The sequence below is a fragment of the Cohnella yongneupensis genome, assembly GCF_042655785.1.
Taxonomy (GTDB): domain Bacteria; phylum Bacillota; class Bacilli; order Paenibacillales; family Paenibacillaceae; genus Cohnella; species Cohnella yongneupensis.
This window is the reverse complement of the sequence record NZ_JBHSNC010000051.1, coordinates 17,515-38,837: the sequence shown is the minus strand read 5'-3', so window position 1 is coordinate 38,837 and position 21,323 is coordinate 17,515. Positions and strand designations below refer to the sequence as shown.

Genomic DNA, 21,323 nt, shown 5'->3' with positions numbered 1-21,323 from the left:
GCATGTTTAGCAAAGACATCGGAATCGATCTAGGTACGGCTAACGTATCCATACATGTTAAAGGCAAGGGCGTCGTTCTTGACGAGCCTTCGGTCGTCGCTATCGAGAGCAACACGAGGAAAGTGCTCGCTGTCGGTGAAGAGGCAAGGCGAATGGTCGGACGGACGCCAGGCAATATTATTGCGATTCGCCCGTTGCGAGACGGGGTTATCGCAGATTTCGAAGTAACCGATATGATGCTGAAGGCTTTCATTCAACGCGTCGGGGGGCGGACCTGGTACAGCAGTCCGCGCATCTTGATCTGCGCGCCTTCGAATATTACGTCTGTCGAGCAAAAGGCGATCCGCGAAGCTGCAATACGCAGCGGCGCCAAAGAAGTTTTCCTAGAGGAAGAAGCGAAAGCGGCCGCAATCGGAGCGGGAATGGATATTTTCCAGCCGAGCGGCAATATGGTTGTTGATATAGGCGGAGGTACAACGGATGTCGCCGTGCTGTCCATGGGCGACGTTGTGACCGCCTCTTCTCTTAAAGTCGCAGGGGACAAGTTCGACGCCGCGATTATGAAGTACATAAAGAACAAATATAAGCTTCTCATCGGCGAACGCACGAGCGAAGACATTAAGATCAAGATCGGCACGGTCCATCTGGGCGGCCGTCGCGAAGAGATGGACATTCGCGGCCGCGATATGGTTTCCGGCTTGCCGCTTACCGTCACGATCCATTCGGACGAAGTGCGCGAAGCGCTATGGGAACCTGTCATGTCGATCGTATCCTCCGCGAAAACCGTACTCGAGCGCACGCCGCCGGAATTGTCCGCGGACATTATCGACCGCGGCGTCATTTTGACAGGCGGCGGGGCGCTGCTTGACGGTTTGGACGCGTTGCTCGCGGACGAAATCAAAGTCCCGGTGCTGATCGCGGAAGATCCGATGCATTGCGTCGTTAAAGGTACCGGCATTATGCTGGACCATTTAGATAAAATGACTCGCAAAATGGGCTAATACAGAGCTAGGTCGAATCAGCGCGCGATTGTCACGATTCGGCCGGTACGACACAAGGAGGTTCTCCCAATGCTTAGAGGGTTATACACGGCAGCCTCAGGAATGACGGCGCAACAACGGCGCCACGACACGATCACGAACAACATCGCGAACCTTAACACCCCGGGTTTTAAAGGTACGAATGCGGTCGAGCGCTCTTTCCCCGATATGTTACTCTCGGCAATGGGCGGACCGGATCCTTCGATCAGCTCGATCGGCAAGCTTAGCACGGGCGTGTTCACCGAAGAGAACCTGCTCTCCATGGGACAAGGCGACCTTCAGCAAACTAACCGCTCGCAGGATTTGGCTCTCATCTCCGACATTCTCGTTCCCGGCGCTCAATTTGACGAATCGGGCAAATACGTGGACGCGAACGGATCGGTCACTTACCAGCCTCAAGCTCTCTTCAGCATTCTGACTCCGGAAGGCGAAGAGCGTTACACGCGGAACGGCAGCTTCAAAACCGCTCCGGACGGAACGTTGCTAACGTCCGACGGCTTGCGGGTACTCGGCGCGAACGGTCAACCGATTCAAGTGAACGTCTCTTGGGATGACGTTAAGGTGTCCGCGACCGGCGAACTCATGAACAACAAGACCGGATTACCGCTCGACGGTGCTCCGCAGCTGCGTATCATGCGAGTAGACAATCCTAACATGCTAGTTCGCGAAGGCGACGGCCGGTTCCGCTACGAGGGCGAAGCGGCAGGCATTCGGCAAATCGCGGCGGACGAAAGAGTAGAAATCCGTCAAGGCTTCCTGGAACGTTCGAACGTGGATTCGGCGCAATCCGCCGTCGACATCATGGCGGCGCTTCGCGCCTACGAGGCGAATCAGAAGGTAATCCAGTTCTACGACAAAAGCTTGGAGAAAGCCGCGAACGAAGTCGGACGCGTATAAGAGGAGGACGATTAAGTGAATAGCTCAATGATCTCTGCTTCCGTCTCCATGGGCGCATTGCAACAGAAGCTTGATATTCTCGCGGATAATATCGCAAACTCTAATACGGTCGGATATAAGCGCAAGACGGCCGTATTCGAAGATATATTGACTAGCCTCAACCCGCAGGAACAAGATTTCGAACAACCTGGTCGCCGAACGCCGCTTGGGATTACCCAAGGCTGGGGCGCACGAATGTCGTCGATGCAGCTTGATCTGTCTCAAGGCGTGCTGCAGCAGACCGGCAACATGACCGACGTCGCGATCGAAGGCAACGGACTATTCGAAGTTCGGACGGGCGGTACGTTGGATAGTTCTCGGGCATTCACGAGACACGGATCGTTCCAACTCGTCTCTACGGGAGGCGGGGATCGGACGCTTTACACGAACTCGGGTTATCCCGTCGTTGCCGAAGTCGGAGGAGTGGACAGCTTCATCGTCGTGCCGGAAGGCTACAATCTTAGCATCCAACCCGACGGCACTTTGATGGGAGTCGGACCGCAAGGCTCGGCGCCGATCGATTTGGGCAAACTAAAGATGGCGCAAGCAACGAATCCGGAGCTTCTTCAGGCGATATCGGACAACCTATACGGCGTTCCGGAAAATATTAATATTGCCGACGTCGTAAAAAACGTGACCCAGCTACCGGCGGAGACGTTAGGCATATCGGTGCGTCAAGGTTTCGTGGAGAACTCCAACGTCAACATGACCGACGAGATGGCCGATTTGATGGTCGTACAGCGCGCTTACCAATTAAGTGCCCGAGCGCTAAGCTCCAGCGATCAAATGATGGCTATGGCGAATAACATGCGCGCATAAGCCTGCGCGGTTGCTTGCAAGAGGAGAGATACCGAAATGACAGTAACTACCCGTTCGTCGGATCAGAAAAAACGCGCATCGGGTTCTTCTGGACGGACGATTTTACGCATATTATGGACCAGCTTCAAAATACTTATCATTCCGGTATTGTGCATTACGGCGCTTATCATCGGTCTGGCGATCGGTTACGTCGTGCTAGGCGACAAGCCGCTGTCCGAAGTGTTCGATGCGCAAACCTGGAAGCATATGTACGATCTCGTGTTCGCGGAGGGCAGCTAATGCCCTGCCGGCCGCCCTTTGACCGGGACGGCAAACTCCCCGGCTTAACGTCCGGGGAGTTTTCATTTGTAGGGGTGAACGGTTATAATAATGTGGAACTTCGGAGAAAGGGGGGCGGGAATGAACGTACCTAATACGCTGACTATGTCCCGATTTATACTTATCCCCCTCTTTTTAGCGTTATACTTCTATGACTATTCGATTGCGGCATTGATCGTTGTCCTACTAGCGGGATTGACCGACGTACTGGACGGATATATTGCTAGGCGCAATGGCCAGATTACGGTGACAGGCATGATGCTTGATCCGTTGGCGGATAAGTTGATGATGCTCGCGGTCATCGTCGCGCTGCTTGCCGGAGGTTCGCTTCCTTGGGAGGCGTTCGGCGTAATGGCATTCCGGGAAGTCGGTATGATTATTACTACTGCCTATTTTTACTTTACGGGATACAAGACCGTTCCCGCTAACAGACTAGGCAAGCTGACGGCGGTCGTGTATTATCTCGCGATCCTGTTGCTTTTCTTGGAGGAACCGGGAGGCACAGCAGTGCTATGGTGCGGTATCGGATTATCCTATGTAGCGTCGGGCATCTATTTCGTTAAATTCAGAATGCTAAACCGTGCATCGTCGTAACTGTTCCGACAAAAGAGCTCGCCCAAGGGCTGAACAACAGGGGCAGACCGAGGCGAGCTCTCTTATAGTCAACCTTCGCGACTGCAGTTTCGCCAAAGGGATAATGCTAGTATTGCCGCCGATTGGCGGCTTATGCGCGATTAGCGCTGAAATCAAAAGACAAACCGCGTAATAGCGGAATTAAGGAGGAAGCCTTAGTGCTCGATATCGTACAAATTCAAGAAATTATTCCCCACCGTCCGCCGTTCTTGCTAGTGGACCGGATATTGGAGCTGGAGCCGGGCAAACGCGCAGTCGGGTTGAAGAACGTCACGATGAACGAACCTTTCTTCGTCGGACATTTTCCGGGATACCCGGTCATGCCCGGGGTATTGATCGTCGAGGCGCTTGCTCAAGTCGGATCGGTTGCTATCTTGGCTCTCGAAGAGAACCGCGGCAAGCTCGGATTTTTCGCGGGCATAGACGAGTTCCGGTTCCGCGGTCAAGTTAAGCCGGGAGATACGCTCATCTTGGAATTAGAGATTACCCGTCTTAAGGGGCCGATCGGCAAAGGACGCGCGACCGCCAAGGTCGGAGATACCGTAGTAGCCGAGGGAGAGCTGATGTTCGCGTTGTCCGACCCGAACAAAGGTTAAACAAAGAGGGAAAAGGGAGAGATGAAGGATGTCGAATACGCCGCAAGAGCTATACGCAGCATGGTTGAATGATGCTAACGTAGATGAAGCAACGAAGAACGAGCTTCGCGCAATCGCAGCTCAGCCGGGGGAAATCGAGGATCGCTTCTATCGGGAACTGGAGTTCGGAACGGGAGGGCTGCGCGGCGTTATGGGCGCGGGCACGAACCGGATGAACCGGTATGTCATCGGCAAAGCTACGCAAGGCTTCGCCAACTTTTTGCTGGGGGAAACCGATAAGCCATCGGTCGTCATCGCGCACGATTCCCGCAATAACTCGGATACTTTCTCGCTCGAGGCTGCTTGCGTGCTTGCCGCGAACGGCATTCGCACCTACCTTTTTCGGTCTCTTCGCCCGACGCCGCAGCTTAGCTTCGCGGTTCGCGATCTGAAGGCTACCGGCGGCATCGTCGTCACGGCGAGCCATAACCCACCCGAATATAATGGATACAAAGTATATGGTGCCGATGGCGGCCAATTAGTACCTTATCAAGCCGAACAAGTCATAGGGCAAATCCGCGACATCGCGTCGTTCGATCAAGTGAAGCGGATTTCCCGTTCCGAAGCGGAAGAGCAAGGATTGCTCGTCTGGCTCGGCGACGCGGACGATCAGCGTTACGTCGATACGGTGGTGGCGCAGTCCGTTCGTCCCGATGTGTTGAAGAGCGGAGCGGGAGAAGCGTTGAGCGTCGTGTTTACGCCGTTGCATGGAGCGGGTAATATGCCTATTCGCCATGTTTTGGCGCAAGCCGGGTTCACTAACGTGAATATCGTCGCGGAGCAAGAGCAGCCGGACGGCATGTTCAGCACCGTGAAGTCGCCGAATCCGGAAGAGCAGGAAGCGTTCACGCTCGCGATGAAGCTTGCGGACGAGATCGGCGCGGACATCATAGTCGGTACCGACCCAGACTGCGACCGCATGGGCGCGGTGGTCAAAAACGACAAAGGCGAATATGTCGTGCTAACCGGTAATCAGTCCGGAGCGCTAATGGTTCATTATTTGCTATCGAATTTGCAATCTCAGGGTAAACTACCAGTGAATGGCGCCGTCATCAAGACGATCGTAACGAGCGAGATGGGTGCGGATATCGCCGCCTCTTATGGTTGCGCCGTTATTAATACGTTGACGGGCTTCAAATACATCGGAGAGAAGATGTCGCAATTCGAAGCGGACGGTTCGCACGCGTTCCTGTTCGGCTACGAAGAAAGCTATGGCTACTTAACCGGTACGTACGCGCGAGATAAAGACGCGGTCGTCGCTTCGCTTCTGATCTGCGAGGCAGCGGCTTATTACAAATCGCAAGGCAAGACGTTATACGGCGTATTGCTTGAGCTATACGAGAAGTACGGAACGTACTTGGAGAAGCTGGAGTCCCGTACGCTCAAAGGCAAAGACGGAGTGGCGCAAATCGGAGCGATCATGGACGATTGGCGGTCGAATCCGCCGCAGCAGATAGCTGGCGTCGCCGTTGAACGAGTGCTCGATTACGGGCTCGGCTTGGACGGCTTGCCAGTCGAGAACGTGCTGAAATATATGCTCGCGGACGGTTCATGGTTCTGCTTGCGCCCATCCGGGACGGAGCCGAAGATCAAAGTGTACTTCGCCGTACGGGGAAGCAATCTCGAGGAAGCATCGGCCGCCTTGCAGCAGCTAGTCCGGACGGTCATGATCCGCGTGGACGGCGAAGCTTAAATTAAGGAGCAGCGGAGGGTGAAGACCAGCCGCTGCTTTTTGCGGGTCATGCGAGCAAATTCGCGTTCGCGGGTCGCAAAGCGAAGATCAAACTATCGAATAATGGAGTGAACGGTCGTGCCCCAATGGCTGCATACATGGAATTCTAGATTGTCGAAATTGCTATGGTGGGTCGTGCTCGTAGGCGTTATCGCCGCTTTGCCCGTCATGTACGCGCGGGCGCAGACCGAATCTTCGGCTAAAGACGTTGCCTTTGTGATGGATTATCGCGACTTGTTGCAAGTTAGTTCTACGAAAGAAGTCCCGCAAGCCTATTTGCAAGAGGAGCTCGCCAAGCTGAAGGCGGCGGGCGTTAACGGCATGGCCGTATTCGAAAGCACGCTGGAGGAGCTCGGCTGGGCGGGCGAAATCAACGTCTATAACGCGACGCAAGCCGCGATGCTCGAGCAACGCGTTTCGCCGCCGTCGGATAATCGCACTTATGTGGTTTTCCATAACGCCGAGCATGCCGCTACGTTGCGGCCGATCATCGAGTGGGCTTTCACCCACTATGGCGCGGATATTAAAGACTGGACTGTCGGAGGACTATCCGGCTTAAGCATCGGAATGGGCTATGACGATGCCATTATGCATCCGATGCAGCCGAACCCGATCGCCATGCAGGCGCTCAAGGACCAAGGCTTCCAAGTGTTCCCGAGGCTCTCTAACCGCATTTTGCCGTTCGATGCCGCGGAGATGAACAAGTGGCTCGATTCGTTCCAAGCGCTCGGCGTTACCCGCGTCTTGTTCGACGGCGATGCCATTACCGGCTATGGCGAGGGCAAAAACCCGAAAGACGTGAAAAAGTTCGCGCAAATGTTGGACGAGCATGGCATGGGAATCGCGATGTTCGAGAACTTGAAGGTTCCGATGAAGGGCATGGCCAAGCTTGCGAACCTGCTCGAATATAACGCGGTTCGCGCCCATTCGATCAGCGAAGGCGAAATGACGGTGCTGAAAAACGCGCCGATCGAGGATCGACTCGTGCTTGCGGTGAAAGACCGCAATATCCGCTTTATTTATTTGAACGCCGTAGCGACTAAAGATACGATCAAAGGTCTCGTCTATAACCCTTTGGACAAAATAACCGAGACGCTCGGGGGTTACGACGGTTCTACGGGCGTAATTAAGAAAATCGAAGATTTCGGCTTTAACTTGGGCGAACCGAAAGCATTCGAAGTGCACAGCGCACCTCAGCAGTCAGTGTTGAAAGGAGTCGCGGCGCTAGGGGCAATCGCGTTAATCTCTATTCTGATCGGATTGTTCCTCCCGGGGCTGCAGGTGCTTGCCTTCGTAATCGGTGCTATTGGTTCCGCTGGGCTTTATGTGCTAAGTCCTAACACGATGCTACAAGCGCTTGCGCTCTTCGTGGGGATCGCCGCTCCGACGACCGCGGTTATTCTGCTCGTGAAGAGATTGCGCGAGCTGCGGGAAAGTTCGGCGGACGGTCGTCTCTCGGCAGCAAGACGGTTAGGCGGATCCCTAATCTTGTTCGCGCGGACGACGGTATTGTCGATCGTGGCGATTCCGTTCATCGTGGCGTTGCTTAACGAAATCGAATATAACCTCGTCCTTCAGCAATTCAGAGGGGTGAGCTTGCTTCATTTAGTACCAATCGCGCTGGTCGCCCTATATGTCGTCCTCTACGGCTCGGGCAACACGGTATTCGGCAACGCGAGACGCATTCTCGCAATGCCACTTACCGTGCTCTGGATCGTCGGCGTTGGCGTTATCGCGGTAGCGGGCCTGTACTATTTGACGCGAACCGGCAATGCGGGTACGGTGTCCGGCGTTGAGTTGAAGTTCCGTTCGCTATTGGAAAATACGTTCGGCGTGCGTCCGCGCACCAAGGAGTTCCTGCTCGGACATCCGTTGTTCCTCGTCGGTATTTTCCTTGCGCTTCGCTATCGTTGGGCGATGGCGCTTATTATCGCTGGTACGATTGCACAGCTATCGATGGTCGATACGTTCGCTCATATTCATACGCCAATGATCTTGTCGGTCATTCGCGTAATGCTCGGCCTTGGTCTGGGCGTATGCATCGGACTAGTCGGTATCGCGGTTTGGCAAATCGGTGAAGGAGTCAAAGCACGATGGGCGAGACAGGAAGCGTAGGGAGTAAGGGAAGTAGGGGGCATCTGGGCACTGATGGAAATCTGGGGGATCAGGGTAATCTGGGACACAAGAACAATCAGGGACCTCAGTCTAATGTTCGCCGTATCGTGTTGTCCGGCTATTACGGGTTTCACAATAGCGGCGACGAGGCTGTTCTGAAGAGCATATTGACCGCATTGGAAGAAGCGGGCACGGCGGCCGGCATCAAGATCGTGCCGGTCGTACTCTCCGGGGATCCGGAGTGGACAAGCAAGCATTACGATGTCGAAGCGGTGCCTAGGATGAAATTAGCCGAAGTGCGTCGTGCACTTAAAAATAGCGATGGACTCATCAGCGGCGGAGGCAGTTTGCTGCAAGACGCGACGGGGCTCGGCTCGATTCCGTATTACTTGGGAATCATGGCGCTCGCGCGTTGGTGCGGCAAGCCGACATTCGTCTATGCGCAAGGAATCGGACCGGTTAATCGGAAGCTGTTCCAGCCGTTCATCGCTCGCGCGTTCAAGAAGGCCAAATACGTTTCGGTGCGCGATGAGGAGTCCGCAACGCTGCTGCGCCGTTACGGCGTGCCTGAGGCAAAGGTAGAAATCGTGCCGGACCCGGTTATGGGCATGCCGCCGGGTGTGGCGAGTGCAGGAGAGATTGCGGGTTCGCAGGGGGCAGGAGAGGACACACGACCGATTGTCGGCGTGTCCGTCCGGTTTTGGCGCGGCGACCGCGCGGACATGGACCGCGTGGCCGCCGCGCTTGAAGCGCTCGCCGGACGCTGCGACGTCCGGCTGCGCTTCTTGCCGTTCCATCACGGGGGCGACGAAGATGCGTCGCGCTACGTGATGGAACGGCTGACGTGCGCCGCGGAGCTGGCTCCGGCGCACGATGACCCGCAGCGCATGCTGCGGGAGGTCGGCCGATGCGCGCTGCTCATCGGCATGAGGCTTCATTCGCTGATCTATGCAGCGAATCGCGAAGTGCCTCTCCTTGGGATCTCGTACGATCCCAAGATCGATCAGTTCCTCGCGCGGCTAGGACAGCGCGCCGTCGGAACGACAGAGGAGCTCGACCCGGAATACGCCGCGCAGCAGGCATTAGAAATCATTAATAAACCGGCCGAATGGCTTACGGCGTGCGGGCCCGCGGTCTCTAAGCTTAAGCGGGAAGCGATCAGGCCCGCGCAACAAATTGTCGATTACATGCGTATCTAACGTATAAGTTGGAGGCTGAAGGCTTTGAACACAAGACCGTATCCGACGGTATCCCTCTACGGCGTGCCGTTCTCCAAAATGAATATGAAGGAGACCGTCGCTTATTTGACGGAGGCTATTGAATCCAGAAGACCGAACCGCGTCATTACGGGTAATCCGATCATGCTGATGGTCGGCCTTGAAAACCCAGACTTTCATCGCGCGCTCGCAACGGCCGATCTCGTCGTTCCGGACGGGGCAGGCGTCGTTTGGGCGGCGCGTCGTCTGAAGCAACCGGTTAAGGAACGCGTCGCGGGCTTCGATCTTATGCACCAAATGCTGCAAGAAGGAGATCGGAAGAGCTGGAGCGTGTATTTGCTGGGCGCGAGCGCGGACATCATTAAGACGGCGCACGATAACCTCAAGCGCAAATACCCCGGCGTTCGGTTCGTCGGCTATCGGGACGGTTATTTTACGGATCGCGAAGACGGTGCGGTAATCGCCGAGATCAGAGCGGCGAACCCGGATATGTTGTTCGTCGCGCGGGCCACGATGAACCAGGAGCCGTGGATCGAGAAATACGCGTCGGTGCTCGGTGTTCCGGTCATTATGGGGGTAGGCGGCAGTTTCGATGTCGTCGCCGGCAAGGTCAAGCGGGCCCCCGTACTTTTCCAAAAATTGAATTTAGAGTGGTTTTACCGTCTGCTGCAGGAGCCTTCGCGCTACAAGAGAATGCTGGTATTGCCCCGGTTTGCGCTTAAAGTGATTAAAGACGGCGAAAAAGTCCTGAAACCGACCAAGCCGTCATGAAAACAGTTATGAAAATGATCTAAATCGGTGAAAAGGGCTGAAAACGACAGAATTGTCGCCTTGTTGTAATCCGCATGACGGGAGTATAATTCATTCCGGTGTACACAAAGGGGAGAGTTGAAGATGTTTTCTGGCTGGTTGCTAGGAATCGGATTGTCCGGATTTGCGATCGCGCTGGCCTTAGCGCTTATTTTAACGCCGCTCGTCAAAAAGTTCGCCGTGCGCATAGGCGCGGTCGACGTACCGAACCAACGAAAAGTTCATACACGCATTATGCCGCGCATGGGCGGCCTCGCTATTTATGCTTCTTTTACCGTAGGACTATTATTGTTGCTGCCTTGGCTGCCTGAGGGTATGCTCAGCAATCATGACCGCCATCTTATCGGCGCGTTGTTGACCGGCGGCACCTTGATTGTATTGCTCGGCTCGCTCGACGATAAATTCGATTTGTCCGCCAAGCTGAAGTTGCTTATTCAGATTGGGGCAGCTTGCATCGTCGTCTTCGGCTTCGACGTTAAGATCAATTTGCTGAACGTACCGTTCGGAGAGGCTATGCAGCCGCTCGGCGAATGGATCAGTATCCCGCTCACGATTTTCTGGATCGTCGGCGTCACAAACGCGATCAACTTGATCGACGGTCTCGATGGACTAGCGGCCGGCGTATCCGGTATCGCAATCGGAACGATTCTCGTCATGGGCATCATCATGGGCAACTCGGCCGTTATTTTGCTATCAACGGTTTTGCTCGGCAGCGTTATCGGGTTCCTGTTCTTTAACTTCCATCCCGCGAAAATCTTCATGGGAGACTCGGGCTCACTATTCCTCGGTTTCGCTCTGGCGACGCTGTCGATGCTCGGGTTCAAGCAGATTACTGTCGTTTCCTTCGTTACGCCATTACTGATCATCGGCGTACCGTTGTCGGATACATTCTTCGCGATCGTGCGTCGTTGGATTCAGAAGAAACCGATTTTCGCGCCCGACAAAGGCCACCTGCATCATTGCTTGCAGCAACTCGGGTTCAGCCACCGCAAAACGGTGCTCATCATCTACGGTATCGCGGCGTTCTTCGGTACATGCGCGGTTATCCAGGCGAGCATATCCAACACGGGTCTCGGCAACTGGATTACGTTCATCGTTATCTGCGCGCTCGTCTTCTTGCTCCAGATCGGCGCCGAGCTTATCGGTATCGTGGACAAATCGCGTCGTCCGGTGCTCGACTTTATCGGCCGGTTCCGCATGAAACCGCAAACCGAATCTCGCGGTAAATAAGTCGCAACAACCTAAGACCAAAGACTCAATTGCTGATCCTTTTCGCAAAGGACAAGCCATTGAGTCTTTTTTTCGCGCGCAGAACTAAACATTTTGTCCGAAAAACCGATAACAACAGTACAGAACTTTTGCGGAAATGACACGTCTAATGGTATATCTTGACGAAGATGTTCATTTACGCCAAAGGGGAGGAACGCAATCGAACAAGCCCTTCGGACAAGAGATGGCCATTTTATCATCGATCTCATTAAATTTGAACCTTGATGGTTCTTAGTGATACATAAGGAGGAACTTACGTGAAAAGATTATTAGCAACGATGCTCGCGGTACTGCTTCTCGTGACCTTGATCCCTCCGGGACTTGTTCGCGTGGCCAACGCGGCGCCGTCAAGCACGGCAACTTACTTCATTCCCGACAATACCCTTATTCGGAAAACGGCGGCGCTTGATCCGATGGCAACCAGCGGAACGGCGCAACTAACGAGAACGTCGGCATTTACGACGAATGGCGGAAATCTTACGATTACCGGCGCGTTCTCGCACGTAACCGCGAATTCGATGACCGTCAAAATCGAGCAGCTAAATTTGAATGCGAACAGCACTTGGACTACGGATCCGTCTCACTTCACGACGGGCACCGTGTTGGCGGATGCGAATTCTACCAACCGCTTTACGGCGAGTAATCTGACGTTGTTCAGCGGTATGAACAGAATTACGTTTAGCGGTAACGAAGGCAACCTGCAACGCTCCGACGTATTCTACGTCTTATTCGATCAAATTCCGTATATTCAAAGCTTGAAGGTTACGAGCGGCTCTTCGCTTGTCGATCTGAACGAAGGAACGCAAGTGGTCGTCCCGACAGCTTCCGTATCGTTGCAAGGGGTTGCCAAGAATGCGACCAAAGTAACCTCGGGAGTTAACGGTGGATCTCAGATGGTAACAACCGTGTACGACGACGGGTCGTTCTTCACACCTGCAATGACGCTTAAAGCGGGATTGAATACCGTTAATTTAACGATCACGAACGGCTCGAATACGATTAATGTCGTTCGCCAGATTTATTTCTTCGATCAGAACAATCCGTTCACGGACGTTAACCTAATCCGAATGGAACCAGGCAAGACGCTGTATCCTCTGACGAACAACGTTCCTCAGATTACTTATGGAACGGGTAATACGCTGACTCCGCCACAAACGGCGAGCATGCAGGTTCAGATGCTCATTCGAGACTCTGACGCCCCGACAGGCTTCGCGGGAACCGGTAGCTACAGCATTAACTCGACAAGCGTGTTCACGACGGTATATGCGAGCGACGTCAAAGCCGATATTGTCATCCCTGGCCAAGACGGTAATCCGCAGTATCGTCTCGTCACATTCGAACTGCCTAACGTCTTCCCATTGCAAGATGACGGCATAAAGTATAAGAAAGACCAAATTCACAACTTGACGGTTAAAGTCGGCAATTACCAAGCTACGTTCCAAGCCAAATTTAAATATTTGCCTGGCGAAACGGCTATCGTTAATATGGAATACTTGCCGAAATACAGCGGGTCTGGCCCTGTTGCGGATAGGCAACCGCTCAATAATGCCGAAGTGAGTAGTCCGTCCTTCTACGTATTAGTGAAAGGGAGCTCGACGAATACAACATACTTAGATGATTTGAAGGGCGTTTTGTTACCGTTCAGTGGCGCGTCGTTCACGATCGGTACTGCTATAGATAAGTCCACGGCTACTGGTTTGGGTGACGACGAACGGATTTACAAAATTTCCGCTTTCCCGAACGGACAACAAAAAGTCCAATTTAGTTTGCACGATTCAGCTTCGACTTTCATCGTGAATATTTCGTACATTTCCAAAAGCTATATCTATGTTGCCAACCTTTTCGATGGGCAGGAAATCAAACTAGATTCCAAACAATCGAACACGGTCGATGTTTCAGGTAGCTTCTTAGGCTTTAACGGGGTTGTGGCAACTCCGCAATATTTCGTTAACGGGATTGAGTACCTGGATACGGATTCCACGATCACGACCGATCCGACATTTAAGTCTGTGGTTCAAGGGTCGGGCAATTTTAATCTCAAGTTGGCGGTTACCAATAATGGACCGTTGGTGTTCGGCGAGAACCGAATCGTATTTAAAGGCACCAACGATATCGGAAACGGCAACAAACAGGATATTATCAAGGAAGTCCGCATTTACATTACCGATAAGAACTTATCCTTGATTCAGGATTTCATGCCGACGCTTAACGTCAGTACGCGACAACCGTTTTTCTCCGAGGATTTGACGACTTATACGCAAAAGCAGATGTCGGATATCTTCTCCGTAGCGCCTGAATTTCTTCTAAAGGACAATAAGTATTTTACGAGCGAGACAAGCTACGATCTTGTTATACGTGGCAGCGGTGCCACGATCATGAACCTGAAGTTGGGTTCCCAAGTGATATTCACGAAGAATATCCCGCTCGATGGAGACCCGGCTGCAAGCAAGCTAGTGATTGGACAACCTTTCACGTCGCCAGTTGATAACGTAACGTACACGTACGATTTCGCGGGGGACGAAGACGACTTTATTTTCCGCGTAAGAGCGATTCCTTTCGCTGCACCGGGTACGCACGTTTATAATCTTGAATTAATCAACGGTACAGGCGCAAGAACGAACCAAACGTTGGAGATTACGCGCGAGGTATCGGCATATCGCATCCTATCGCCACAGCCTACGGTTGGAAATCAAATCATCGTGAACAAAAACTTCGTTCGTTTCGACATTGAAGCCGAAGGCGCGACCGACGTACTGATCGAAGGCCAAAAAGCTACTAAGCGTTCCGATATGAACGATCGGTTCGTGTATGATTATGTTGGATTGAAGCCTGACAAGCTGTCGGAAATCAAGATTCAGATCAAGCGTGCGGATAGCACGTTGAATGATAAGATCCAAGTGTTCTACACGAGTACGGTACAGATCGACAGTCAGTACATGGAGAAGCTAGGTACGAAGCATTCAGTGTTCAACAAAGGCTTGCAGCTTACGTTCCCTAAAGGCACGGTTCTTCAGTCGGTGAACGTAAACAGTCTAATGGCGCCAAAGCTCTATAACGATACGAAGCTGTTGTTCGGAATCGCAAACGCTACTGACGGTGTCGTCGAGCGTAAAAACGATTACGGTAACATTATTAATGTAGACTTCGACGCTCGAACGTCCCAAGGTAAATCGCAAATTATTATTCCGGATCGTATAGCGTTGCGGTTCGCCAATAATACGAATACGAGCAACTTTACCCGCATCTCGCCGATTTACTGGATCAGCGGTGGCGAAGGCGAGCTAGGCAACCGTGGCGACATCGGCTATAAGCCGGCGACGAACGGATTGCCACCGTACTCTATTGAAGGCAACTTCACGGAATACGAAGCAGGACGCAAAGTCGTTCCTTCCAAACGTGGAACACTCACCATCGCTTTCGACGGTAGCGTCGTAGAAGATGTAAGCTACACCGTCACCGTATTCCGTTATACGGATGCCGGTTCATGGGAGAATGTGGGCGGCGAAGTCAACACCAAAGCCCGCACCATTACGGTACCGTTCGACGATTTCGGTTATTACCAAGTCGTGAAGCTGAGAAAAGGGTATAACGACGTTACGAACCATGGATGGGCGCGTAACATTCTTAACGCTTTGTACTCCAAAGGAATCATGACGAATATGCGCGTGGATGAATTCGGTGCTAACGACCTGACGACGCGAGGCGAGTTCGCGACGCTGATCGTCAAAGGACTGAACCTCCCGCTGAAGTCGGAAGGCAACCAAACGTTCTTTGACATTACGCCAAATACGAGATCCGCAACTTGGGATTACGATCATATCGAGACGGCTGCGAGAGCTGGTATCGTCAACGGACTAAGCGAAGGATTCTTCGGTCCGGATATCCGGATCACCCGCGAAGATGCTGCTGTAATGATCGCCAAGGCACTGCAACTCAAGATGTCGATCAACAACAGTAAGCTTGAGAGCAATCTGGCCAAAGCGTTCGTAGACTCCGGTAGCGTCAGTTACTACGCTAGGCCGGCAGTAGAAGCGGTCAATAAGGCTAAGATCATGACGGGCTCGGCTACGACGATTCCTGGCCAGGCGAAGCCGCTTACCAGCTTCAACCCTAAGGGATACATGACGCGCGCGGAAGCCGGCAAGATCGCGGTGGCACTGTTGCTCAAGAATACGAGTATCTTCCCTAAAAACTTAAGTTAGATTAATAGGACAAGAGGGAGTTGCGCAATTGGCAACTCCCTTACTTGTTACTCTTTCTTGGCGCAATAGGTAAAGATTATACAATGACGAAAGACTTAGTCCCCGCTATACTAAAGAAGTCTTAAGCCCTTACATAAGTATCCGGGAGTCGTTGAGGCGTAATAGAACAAAAAAAGTTCAGGGATTTCCGTTTCATCCGCAACTTTTTCGCCGCTCATGCGTTTAACATGATGAGTCTTGCGAGAGGGACTGTAGCCCTAATCTCTTGAATGTTCTACTAAAATCCTCTTTACGCTTAACCTGCGGCTCATGTATAATGGGGAAAGTGGCATAATTTACCCTGCCCATTTTGCGTCTCTACCTTTGTTTACGAGTTTCTGCGACATGTATCTACTACATAGGCATGCCAGCAGACATCAATTATAGACAATGCTCTACTCAAGGAAGGGGGTGAAACAACGATGAGAGATTCGAGCTATAATTCTTCCCATCAATCAAAACAGATACTTTCTCGAGGAGGAGAAAAAAAGGTTATGAAAAAAAGTTTATCCTTTTTGCTAGCGATCGCCCTGGTTTTCGGAATGTTCTCCGCCATGGCATCCGCAGCAACGCCAACAGCTTCTGAAGCTGGCGCTAAATTGAAAGAACTGGGCGTCGTTATCGGCGACCAAAACGGCAACCTGATGGAAAATTCCACTTGGTTGCGCCAAGACATCGCTGTTATTCTTTCCCGCTTGCTGGGTGTAGAACCTGCAGCTAAAGCTACGCCTAAATCCCACACGTACAAAGACGCTAAAGGTACTGCGTACGACGGATACCTTTCCTGGGCTAGAGAGAAAGGTTACATCCTCGGCCACTCCGCAACGAAATTCGGTTGGGACGAAGAGTTGACGAACCAACAATTCGCTGCAATCGTTCTTCGTGCTCTTGGCACGGACGACTATGCACATGCTACTGAGTTGGCAATCGCTGCTGGTATCTTGCCAGCTGGCGCAAAAGCTGACGCTCCTGCTGTTCGTGGCGACACGTTCGTAGGCGTCATCGCTGCTCTTAACACTGAAATTCCTGCTCTTGGCGTAACACTCGGCGAGTTCTTGAAGCTTCCTGGCTTCGATTCCAAAGCTGAAGTTGTTTCCGCTGCTGTAACAGGCGTTAAGAAAGTCACTGTAACGTTCAAAAAAGCTGTTGATACTTCCAAAGTATCGTTCGCAGTTAAAAAAGGTACGATCGGTTCCAACATCAACGCGGTAACGTGGAACGATGCTAAAACGATCGCTACGATTGAAACGACTGTAGCTCTTACTGCTGGCGACTACACGGTAACGGCTAGCGGCCTTACTTTCGCTGAAGGCAAAGCTGCTGCTAACTTCACTGTAGCTGCTGAGAAAGTTGATTCCATCACGGTTGATGCTGGTGCATACCGCACGACTGCTGGCGGAGACGACGCTGCTGTTGGCTTTAAAGTACTGAACCAATACGGCGAAGACATCACGGCTGCACAAACTGCTACGAACTTCATCGTAACTTCTTCTAAAGGTACTGCTACTGCTGGTCATGGTGACATCAGCATTGCAAACAAAGCGATCACGATTATCGGCGCTGGCGCTGGTGGTAACACTTCCATCAACCTGACGATCGTTGACGTAGTTAACGCTAAGTCCGTATCGAAAACGATCTCTATCGAAGCTTTCAAAGCTGTAGCTGAAGTAACGCTTCAAGCTCCAGTTGTTCCAACTGGCGATACGACGATCGGCGTTAGCAAAACGGACGTAGTTCTTCCGTATGCTGCGAAAGATCAATTCGGCAACGCTGTTACGCTTGCTAATACGACGGGCCTTACGTTCATCTCCAGCGATTCCTCTGTAGTTGACGCAGCTTCCATTGCTATCGTTAGCGAAAAATTGACTTTCGATACTAAGGCTGGCTTCGAAGGTTCCAAATCGGTTACTCTGACGGTTATCGTTAACGCTACTGGTAAAGTATCGACGATCACTTTCACGGCAACTGGCAACAAAACGTTGGCTGAACCTACGCTCGTAGCTCCTACGTCTCGTTTCGGCGCTAACGACAATGCATTCAAAGTAGAGCTTCAAGTTAAAGATCAATTCGGCAACGCACTGACTGCTGACGAAATCAACAATCTGGCTGTTGCTGGCAAACTTACGGTAGTAAGCGGCAACTCTGGCGTTTTCTCTGTAGTTGGTACTGCAGGTGATTTCGTGACGACGGCTGACGGCAAAGCATACGTAACTGTAGATGCTGCTGCTAACGGTACGGCTAACCTGACGGTTACTGTTAACTCGACTGGTAAGTCTTCCACGATCGCTCTGACTGTTGTTGACGCGAAATATGCTGCTTCCATCAGTGCATTGGTACCAGACGTAACGAAAGTTGTGTACGCTAACGGTCATTCCGGAACTGTAACATTGAAAGCTACGTTCCTTGATCAATACGGCGATGCAATCACTTCCGACGCTGGTGCGAACATCCAGTTCGCAGTAGATAACACTGATTTCGGTGCTGCACATGCTGATTCGACCGTTGCTGCTCTGAATGATACTGGTATTACATTGACTCCAGTTGGTCATGACAAAACAACGGTTGTAACGGTTAAATTGCTTAAGGCTGGCGTTGCGATCGACTCCAGAACGGTAACGATCAAATCCGCGAAAGCTGATGAAGCACTTACTTACAAAGTAGATGCTATCGGTACGATCTCCGGATATGATGATGGTTGGTTGGGATCTGATTTTGCAAAAGAAGTTACTGTTTCTGCAGTCGATGCTTCCGGCACGAAAGTAGCATTGCCTGATAATGCTCTACAAGGAGTTTCGGCGGCTGACTCTGCGATTCTTAATACAGACGGCGACAGTGTTATCTCAGCATATTGGGCACTTCCTACGACTGCAGATGTTAACACGATTGTTAACGTAACGATCTCTAAAGTAGACGGTACACCAATCGTTGTTCAAGCTCCAGTTAAGATCTCGTATGCAACACCTGTTGCAGCTTCGATCCAAGTGAAGAAGGTTTCGGATGATACTGTTATTGCTGCTAATGGTACTATCACAGTAGCTAACAACGACACTCTGTCCGGCACTTTCTATGTAGAAGTTAAGGACCAATTCGGTACAACGTACCTGAGCAACCAAGCTACGGTATATGTAACGACCCCTGCTGGTGTCATTTCTAAAGTAACGGGTCCTGTGACGTTCTCCGGTTCCACCGGCGACAAATACAAAGTAACGTCTGTCATCGCTGACAAATCTGTTACGATCACGGTAGTAATTGGCTAAATACCAATAACCACAAAAAGACTTCGGGTTTCCCCGAAGTCTTTTTGCGTTTACTAGAACTTTTTGGTGCTTTTACTCGTATATATAGTAGCTACTAATACGAGGTGAATATAAAATATGAGTAACTCCAAGAACAAAATCGTGGCAATATGTTTAGCTATGAGTATGGCCATTACTGGCGGTGTAATAGTACCAAATAACGTTCTGAACAATTCTATTGCTAATGCGGCAACTACCACTACCGCTGTAAAGTCACCTAATCTCGTCTACTTATCCAAGAAAAGCTCTGTGCAGCTGCTGTCTGCGGATGTAGTACCTAATGAGGACAAAGAGCAATTTGTAATTCGCTTGAGAGTTTATAATAATGAATCGACTAGCCTTGATCTTCTTAACTACTGGTTTAGACTCAAAGACAAGAAAGGCAAGAGCTATACGGCGAAACTCGTACAACCGGATCAGAGCAAACCTGTAGCTACTGGATCTTATCAAGATCTCGTATTTATCGCGGATGTAGGCCAGAAGAGAAAAGCGGATGAGTTCAACATCGTTTGCGTGAAATGGGATTTCTCTGCTAAGAACTATGAAAGAACGATTGGTACGATCGTAATACCAGCCGGTTACACTAAGGTTGTTGCTGCATCCAAGACAGCTAGCTTCCCGGTAGGGACTACAACGCTTAAATCGTTGATTAAGTCCTCTCAGCGCTATACGGAAGATGATACGGAGAAGTATCAGATTATCATTGATTTATCCAATACAGGTAAATGGGCTGCATCGTTAGGACAAGAAACCTTGTACTATATTCGTACGCAGGCAGGGTATATCTATCCATTGAAGCCTAAAGACGATACGATGTCGTTACTCCCGCAACAAACGAAATCTATTGAACTCAATGGAGAAATTCCATTAAGCGTAAATCTTGCAAATGCTGTACTGCTTATAGGTACGAAGGAAAGCAAGACGAATTCGCTTATGCCATATGTCACTTATCAAATCCCTACACCAGGTAAGGGATCGGGATCCTCGACAGACGATTCAAACGCAGTAGCGTTTGATAAATCCGTGAGTTTTACGTATGAAGAGCAAGATATCTCGATCAGAGGAGAACAAATCTTCCGTTACCCTGATCAGTCGCAGGATTGGTTCGCAGCAAGCTTTATTATTAACAACCCGACTCAAGTCGATCTTAAGTCGCCGAATCTTGAAGCCTCGATAGCGCTCAATGGCGTTGGAGTAAGTATTAAACCAATTATCGTGACGGATGGCAATAACCTGATTTCGGCTAAGTCCAATCAGCATATCACTGTACTTGTACCTCTTTCGTACAAGGAAAAGTACAGCACGATAACGATTGAACTGAAGTCCAAGGGCGAGACTACAACGTCTACAATTGCAAAATATAAGACGAATATTCCGCAAGGCATGATTATTAACAAGAAAGAACTCAATCAGTTCTGGAACTCGTATGACAAGAGCTCGCAGCTTACGGCGACTCAAGCAATAGCATATGAAGGTACGAAGACAGATCTTGTCGCTGTAGAACTTGACTATAAGAACCTAGAGAGCAGACTCGGCTCTGTTAAGACTCTGAAATCGTATTTAATTAACACCGCAGGCGATATTTATCCAGCCAATATTGTACTCCCGACTAAGACTGATTTAGGACCTAACGGTAAGGGGCAGGCTTTAATCGAAGCGAGCCTTCCGAAGAATGTCTCTCTTGAAGATCTCCATCTCATAATTGGAGAAGAGCTTAACGCGGGAGATCAAAAGGCACTCTACAATCCGGTATCCATTAGCATTATTTTTACGAAGGCACAAACAACTGGACTCACAACATTCCAACTTGGTACAAACCAGTTATCGATCAGACATGTGCTTGCGCAAATACACGATGAGAAGAGCTTCCAGTTGGAATTCGATTACGATTATGCGGAAGGCTTGGAGAGTTACGACTGGAGCGCAGGCGTTCGTAATATCATCGTTGAGCTCGTCGATCCTCACGGAGCAACGTATGAAAAGGAAATTAGCTTGAACTCGACAACTGGCGATTATTTGGAACTGGGCAAAAACAAAAGCATTACGCTATCGTTCAATGATTCCCAGTTCTTCAGTAAAGTACCGACCTTTAACGGATATAAACTTAATGTCTACGAAGAGCTTGATGGTAATAAGCGATTGATCGGAAGCAAAGATTACGAATGGATGATTAGATCCTCGGAATAATCAGGAACTGCCGGACATAACGTCCGGCAGTTTTTGTCTTATCTTGTATGTTATAATACACGGAGACAAGTAGTG

14 protein-coding genes are annotated in these 21,323 nt (G+C 51.0%); all 14 read left to right on the top strand.

The genetic code is table 11. From position 1 onward, the window contains the following. The first annotated feature begins 2 nt into the window (after positions 1-2). The gene (gene mreB, locus ACFPQ4_RS16665; protein WP_378112994.1) at positions 3-1,001 is read left to right on the top strand and encodes a rod shape-determining protein MreB; all 999 of its coding nucleotides are present in this window, start codon (positions 3-5) and stop codon (positions 999-1,001) included. Between the two features lie 69 nt (positions 1,002-1,070). Beyond that, positions 1,071-1,937: a flagellar hook-basal body protein gene (locus tag ACFPQ4_RS16660; RefSeq protein ID WP_378112993.1), complete on the top strand. Its 867-nt coding sequence runs from the start codon at positions 1,071-1,073 to the stop codon at positions 1,935-1,937. Between the two features lie 15 nt (positions 1,938-1,952). Further along, positions 1,953-2,795, top strand: a complete 843-nt coding sequence (locus tag ACFPQ4_RS16655; protein ID WP_378112992.1) for a flagellar hook-basal body protein — start codon at positions 1,953-1,955, stop codon at positions 2,793-2,795. Between the two features lie 36 nt (positions 2,796-2,831). Next, on the top strand, positions 2,832-3,074 hold the full coding sequence (locus tag ACFPQ4_RS16650) for a DNA-directed RNA polymerase subunit beta (protein ID WP_378112991.1): 243 nt from the start codon (positions 2,832-2,834) through the stop codon (positions 3,072-3,074). A 120-nt stretch (positions 3,075-3,194) separates the two neighbouring features. Further along, positions 3,195-3,707 (top strand): CDP-alcohol phosphatidyltransferase family protein, encoded by a 513-nt coding sequence (locus ACFPQ4_RS16645; RefSeq protein WP_378112990.1) that lies wholly within the window; start codon positions 3,195-3,197, stop codon positions 3,705-3,707. Positions 3,708-3,904: 197 nt separating this feature from the next. Next, complete coding sequence (gene fabZ, locus ACFPQ4_RS16640; RefSeq protein WP_378112989.1) at positions 3,905-4,342, top strand: 3-hydroxyacyl-ACP dehydratase FabZ; 438 nt, start codon at positions 3,905-3,907, stop codon at positions 4,340-4,342. Positions 4,343-4,370: 28 nt separating this feature from the next. Continuing rightward, positions 4,371-6,074 carry a phospho-sugar mutase gene (locus ACFPQ4_RS16635; RefSeq protein ID WP_378112988.1) on the top strand — a complete coding sequence of 568 codons (1,704 nt, stop codon included), beginning with the start codon at positions 4,371-4,373 and terminating at the stop codon, positions 6,072-6,074. Between the two features lie 117 nt (positions 6,075-6,191). Further along, positions 6,192-8,228: a DUF5693 family protein gene (locus ACFPQ4_RS16630; protein ID WP_378112987.1), complete on the top strand. Its 2,037-nt coding sequence runs from the start codon at positions 6,192-6,194 to the stop codon at positions 8,226-8,228. Then, complete coding sequence (gene csaB / locus ACFPQ4_RS16625; protein ID WP_378112986.1) at positions 8,207-9,427, top strand: polysaccharide pyruvyl transferase CsaB; 1,221 nt, start codon at positions 8,207-8,209, stop codon at positions 9,425-9,427. Before ACFPQ4_RS16630 ends, csaB begins: the two co-directional genes overlap by 22 nt. Positions 9,428-9,505: 78 nt before the next feature. Next, a complete protein-coding gene (locus ACFPQ4_RS16620; protein ID WP_378113154.1) occupies positions 9,506-10,216 on the top strand; it encodes a WecB/TagA/CpsF family glycosyltransferase in 711 nt (236 codons plus the stop codon). A gap of 138 nt (positions 10,217-10,354) precedes the next feature. Continuing rightward, a complete protein-coding gene (locus tag ACFPQ4_RS16615; protein ID WP_378113153.1) occupies positions 10,355-11,485 on the top strand; it encodes a glycosyltransferase family 4 protein in 1,131 nt (376 codons plus the stop codon). A 296-nt stretch (positions 11,486-11,781) separates the two neighbouring features. After that, on the top strand, positions 11,782-15,726 hold the full coding sequence (locus ACFPQ4_RS16610; RefSeq protein ID WP_378112985.1) for an S-layer homology domain-containing protein: 3,945 nt from the start codon (positions 11,782-11,784) through the stop codon (positions 15,724-15,726). Between the two features lie 533 nt (positions 15,727-16,259). Continuing rightward, positions 16,260-19,022, top strand: a complete 2,763-nt coding sequence (locus ACFPQ4_RS16605; protein ID WP_378112984.1) for a hypothetical protein — start codon at positions 16,260-16,262, stop codon at positions 19,020-19,022. A 117-nt stretch (positions 19,023-19,139) separates the two neighbouring features. Continuing rightward, a complete protein-coding gene (locus tag ACFPQ4_RS16600; protein ID WP_378112983.1) occupies positions 19,140-21,248 on the top strand; it encodes a hypothetical protein in 2,109 nt (702 codons plus the stop codon). Positions 21,249-21,323: the final 75 nt, after the last annotated feature.

Coding starts and splice junctions, on each gene's coding strand:
- mreB (WP_378112994.1), top strand. CDS start 3: ATGTTTAGCAAAGACATCGGAATCGATCTAGGTACGGCTAACGTATCC.
- csaB (WP_378112986.1), top strand. CDS start 8,207: ATGGGCGAGACAGGAAGCGTAGGGAGTAAGGGAAGTAGGGGGCATCTG.
- ACFPQ4_RS16635 (WP_378112988.1), top strand. CDS start 4,371: ATGTCGAATACGCCGCAAGAGCTATACGCAGCATGGTTGAATGATGCT.
- ACFPQ4_RS16645 (WP_378112990.1), top strand. CDS start 3,195: ATGAACGTACCTAATACGCTGACTATGTCCCGATTTATACTTATCCCC.
- ACFPQ4_RS16605 (WP_378112984.1), top strand. CDS start 16,260: ATGAAAAAAAGTTTATCCTTTTTGCTAGCGATCGCCCTGGTTTTCGGA.
- ACFPQ4_RS16600 (WP_378112983.1), top strand. CDS start 19,140: ATGAGTAACTCCAAGAACAAAATCGTGGCAATATGTTTAGCTATGAGT.
- ACFPQ4_RS16620 (WP_378113154.1), top strand. CDS start 9,506: ATGAATATGAAGGAGACCGTCGCTTATTTGACGGAGGCTATTGAATCC.
- ACFPQ4_RS16660 (WP_378112993.1), top strand. CDS start 1,071: ATGCTTAGAGGGTTATACACGGCAGCCTCAGGAATGACGGCGCAACAA.
- ACFPQ4_RS16650 (WP_378112991.1), top strand. CDS start 2,832: ATGACAGTAACTACCCGTTCGTCGGATCAGAAAAAACGCGCATCGGGT.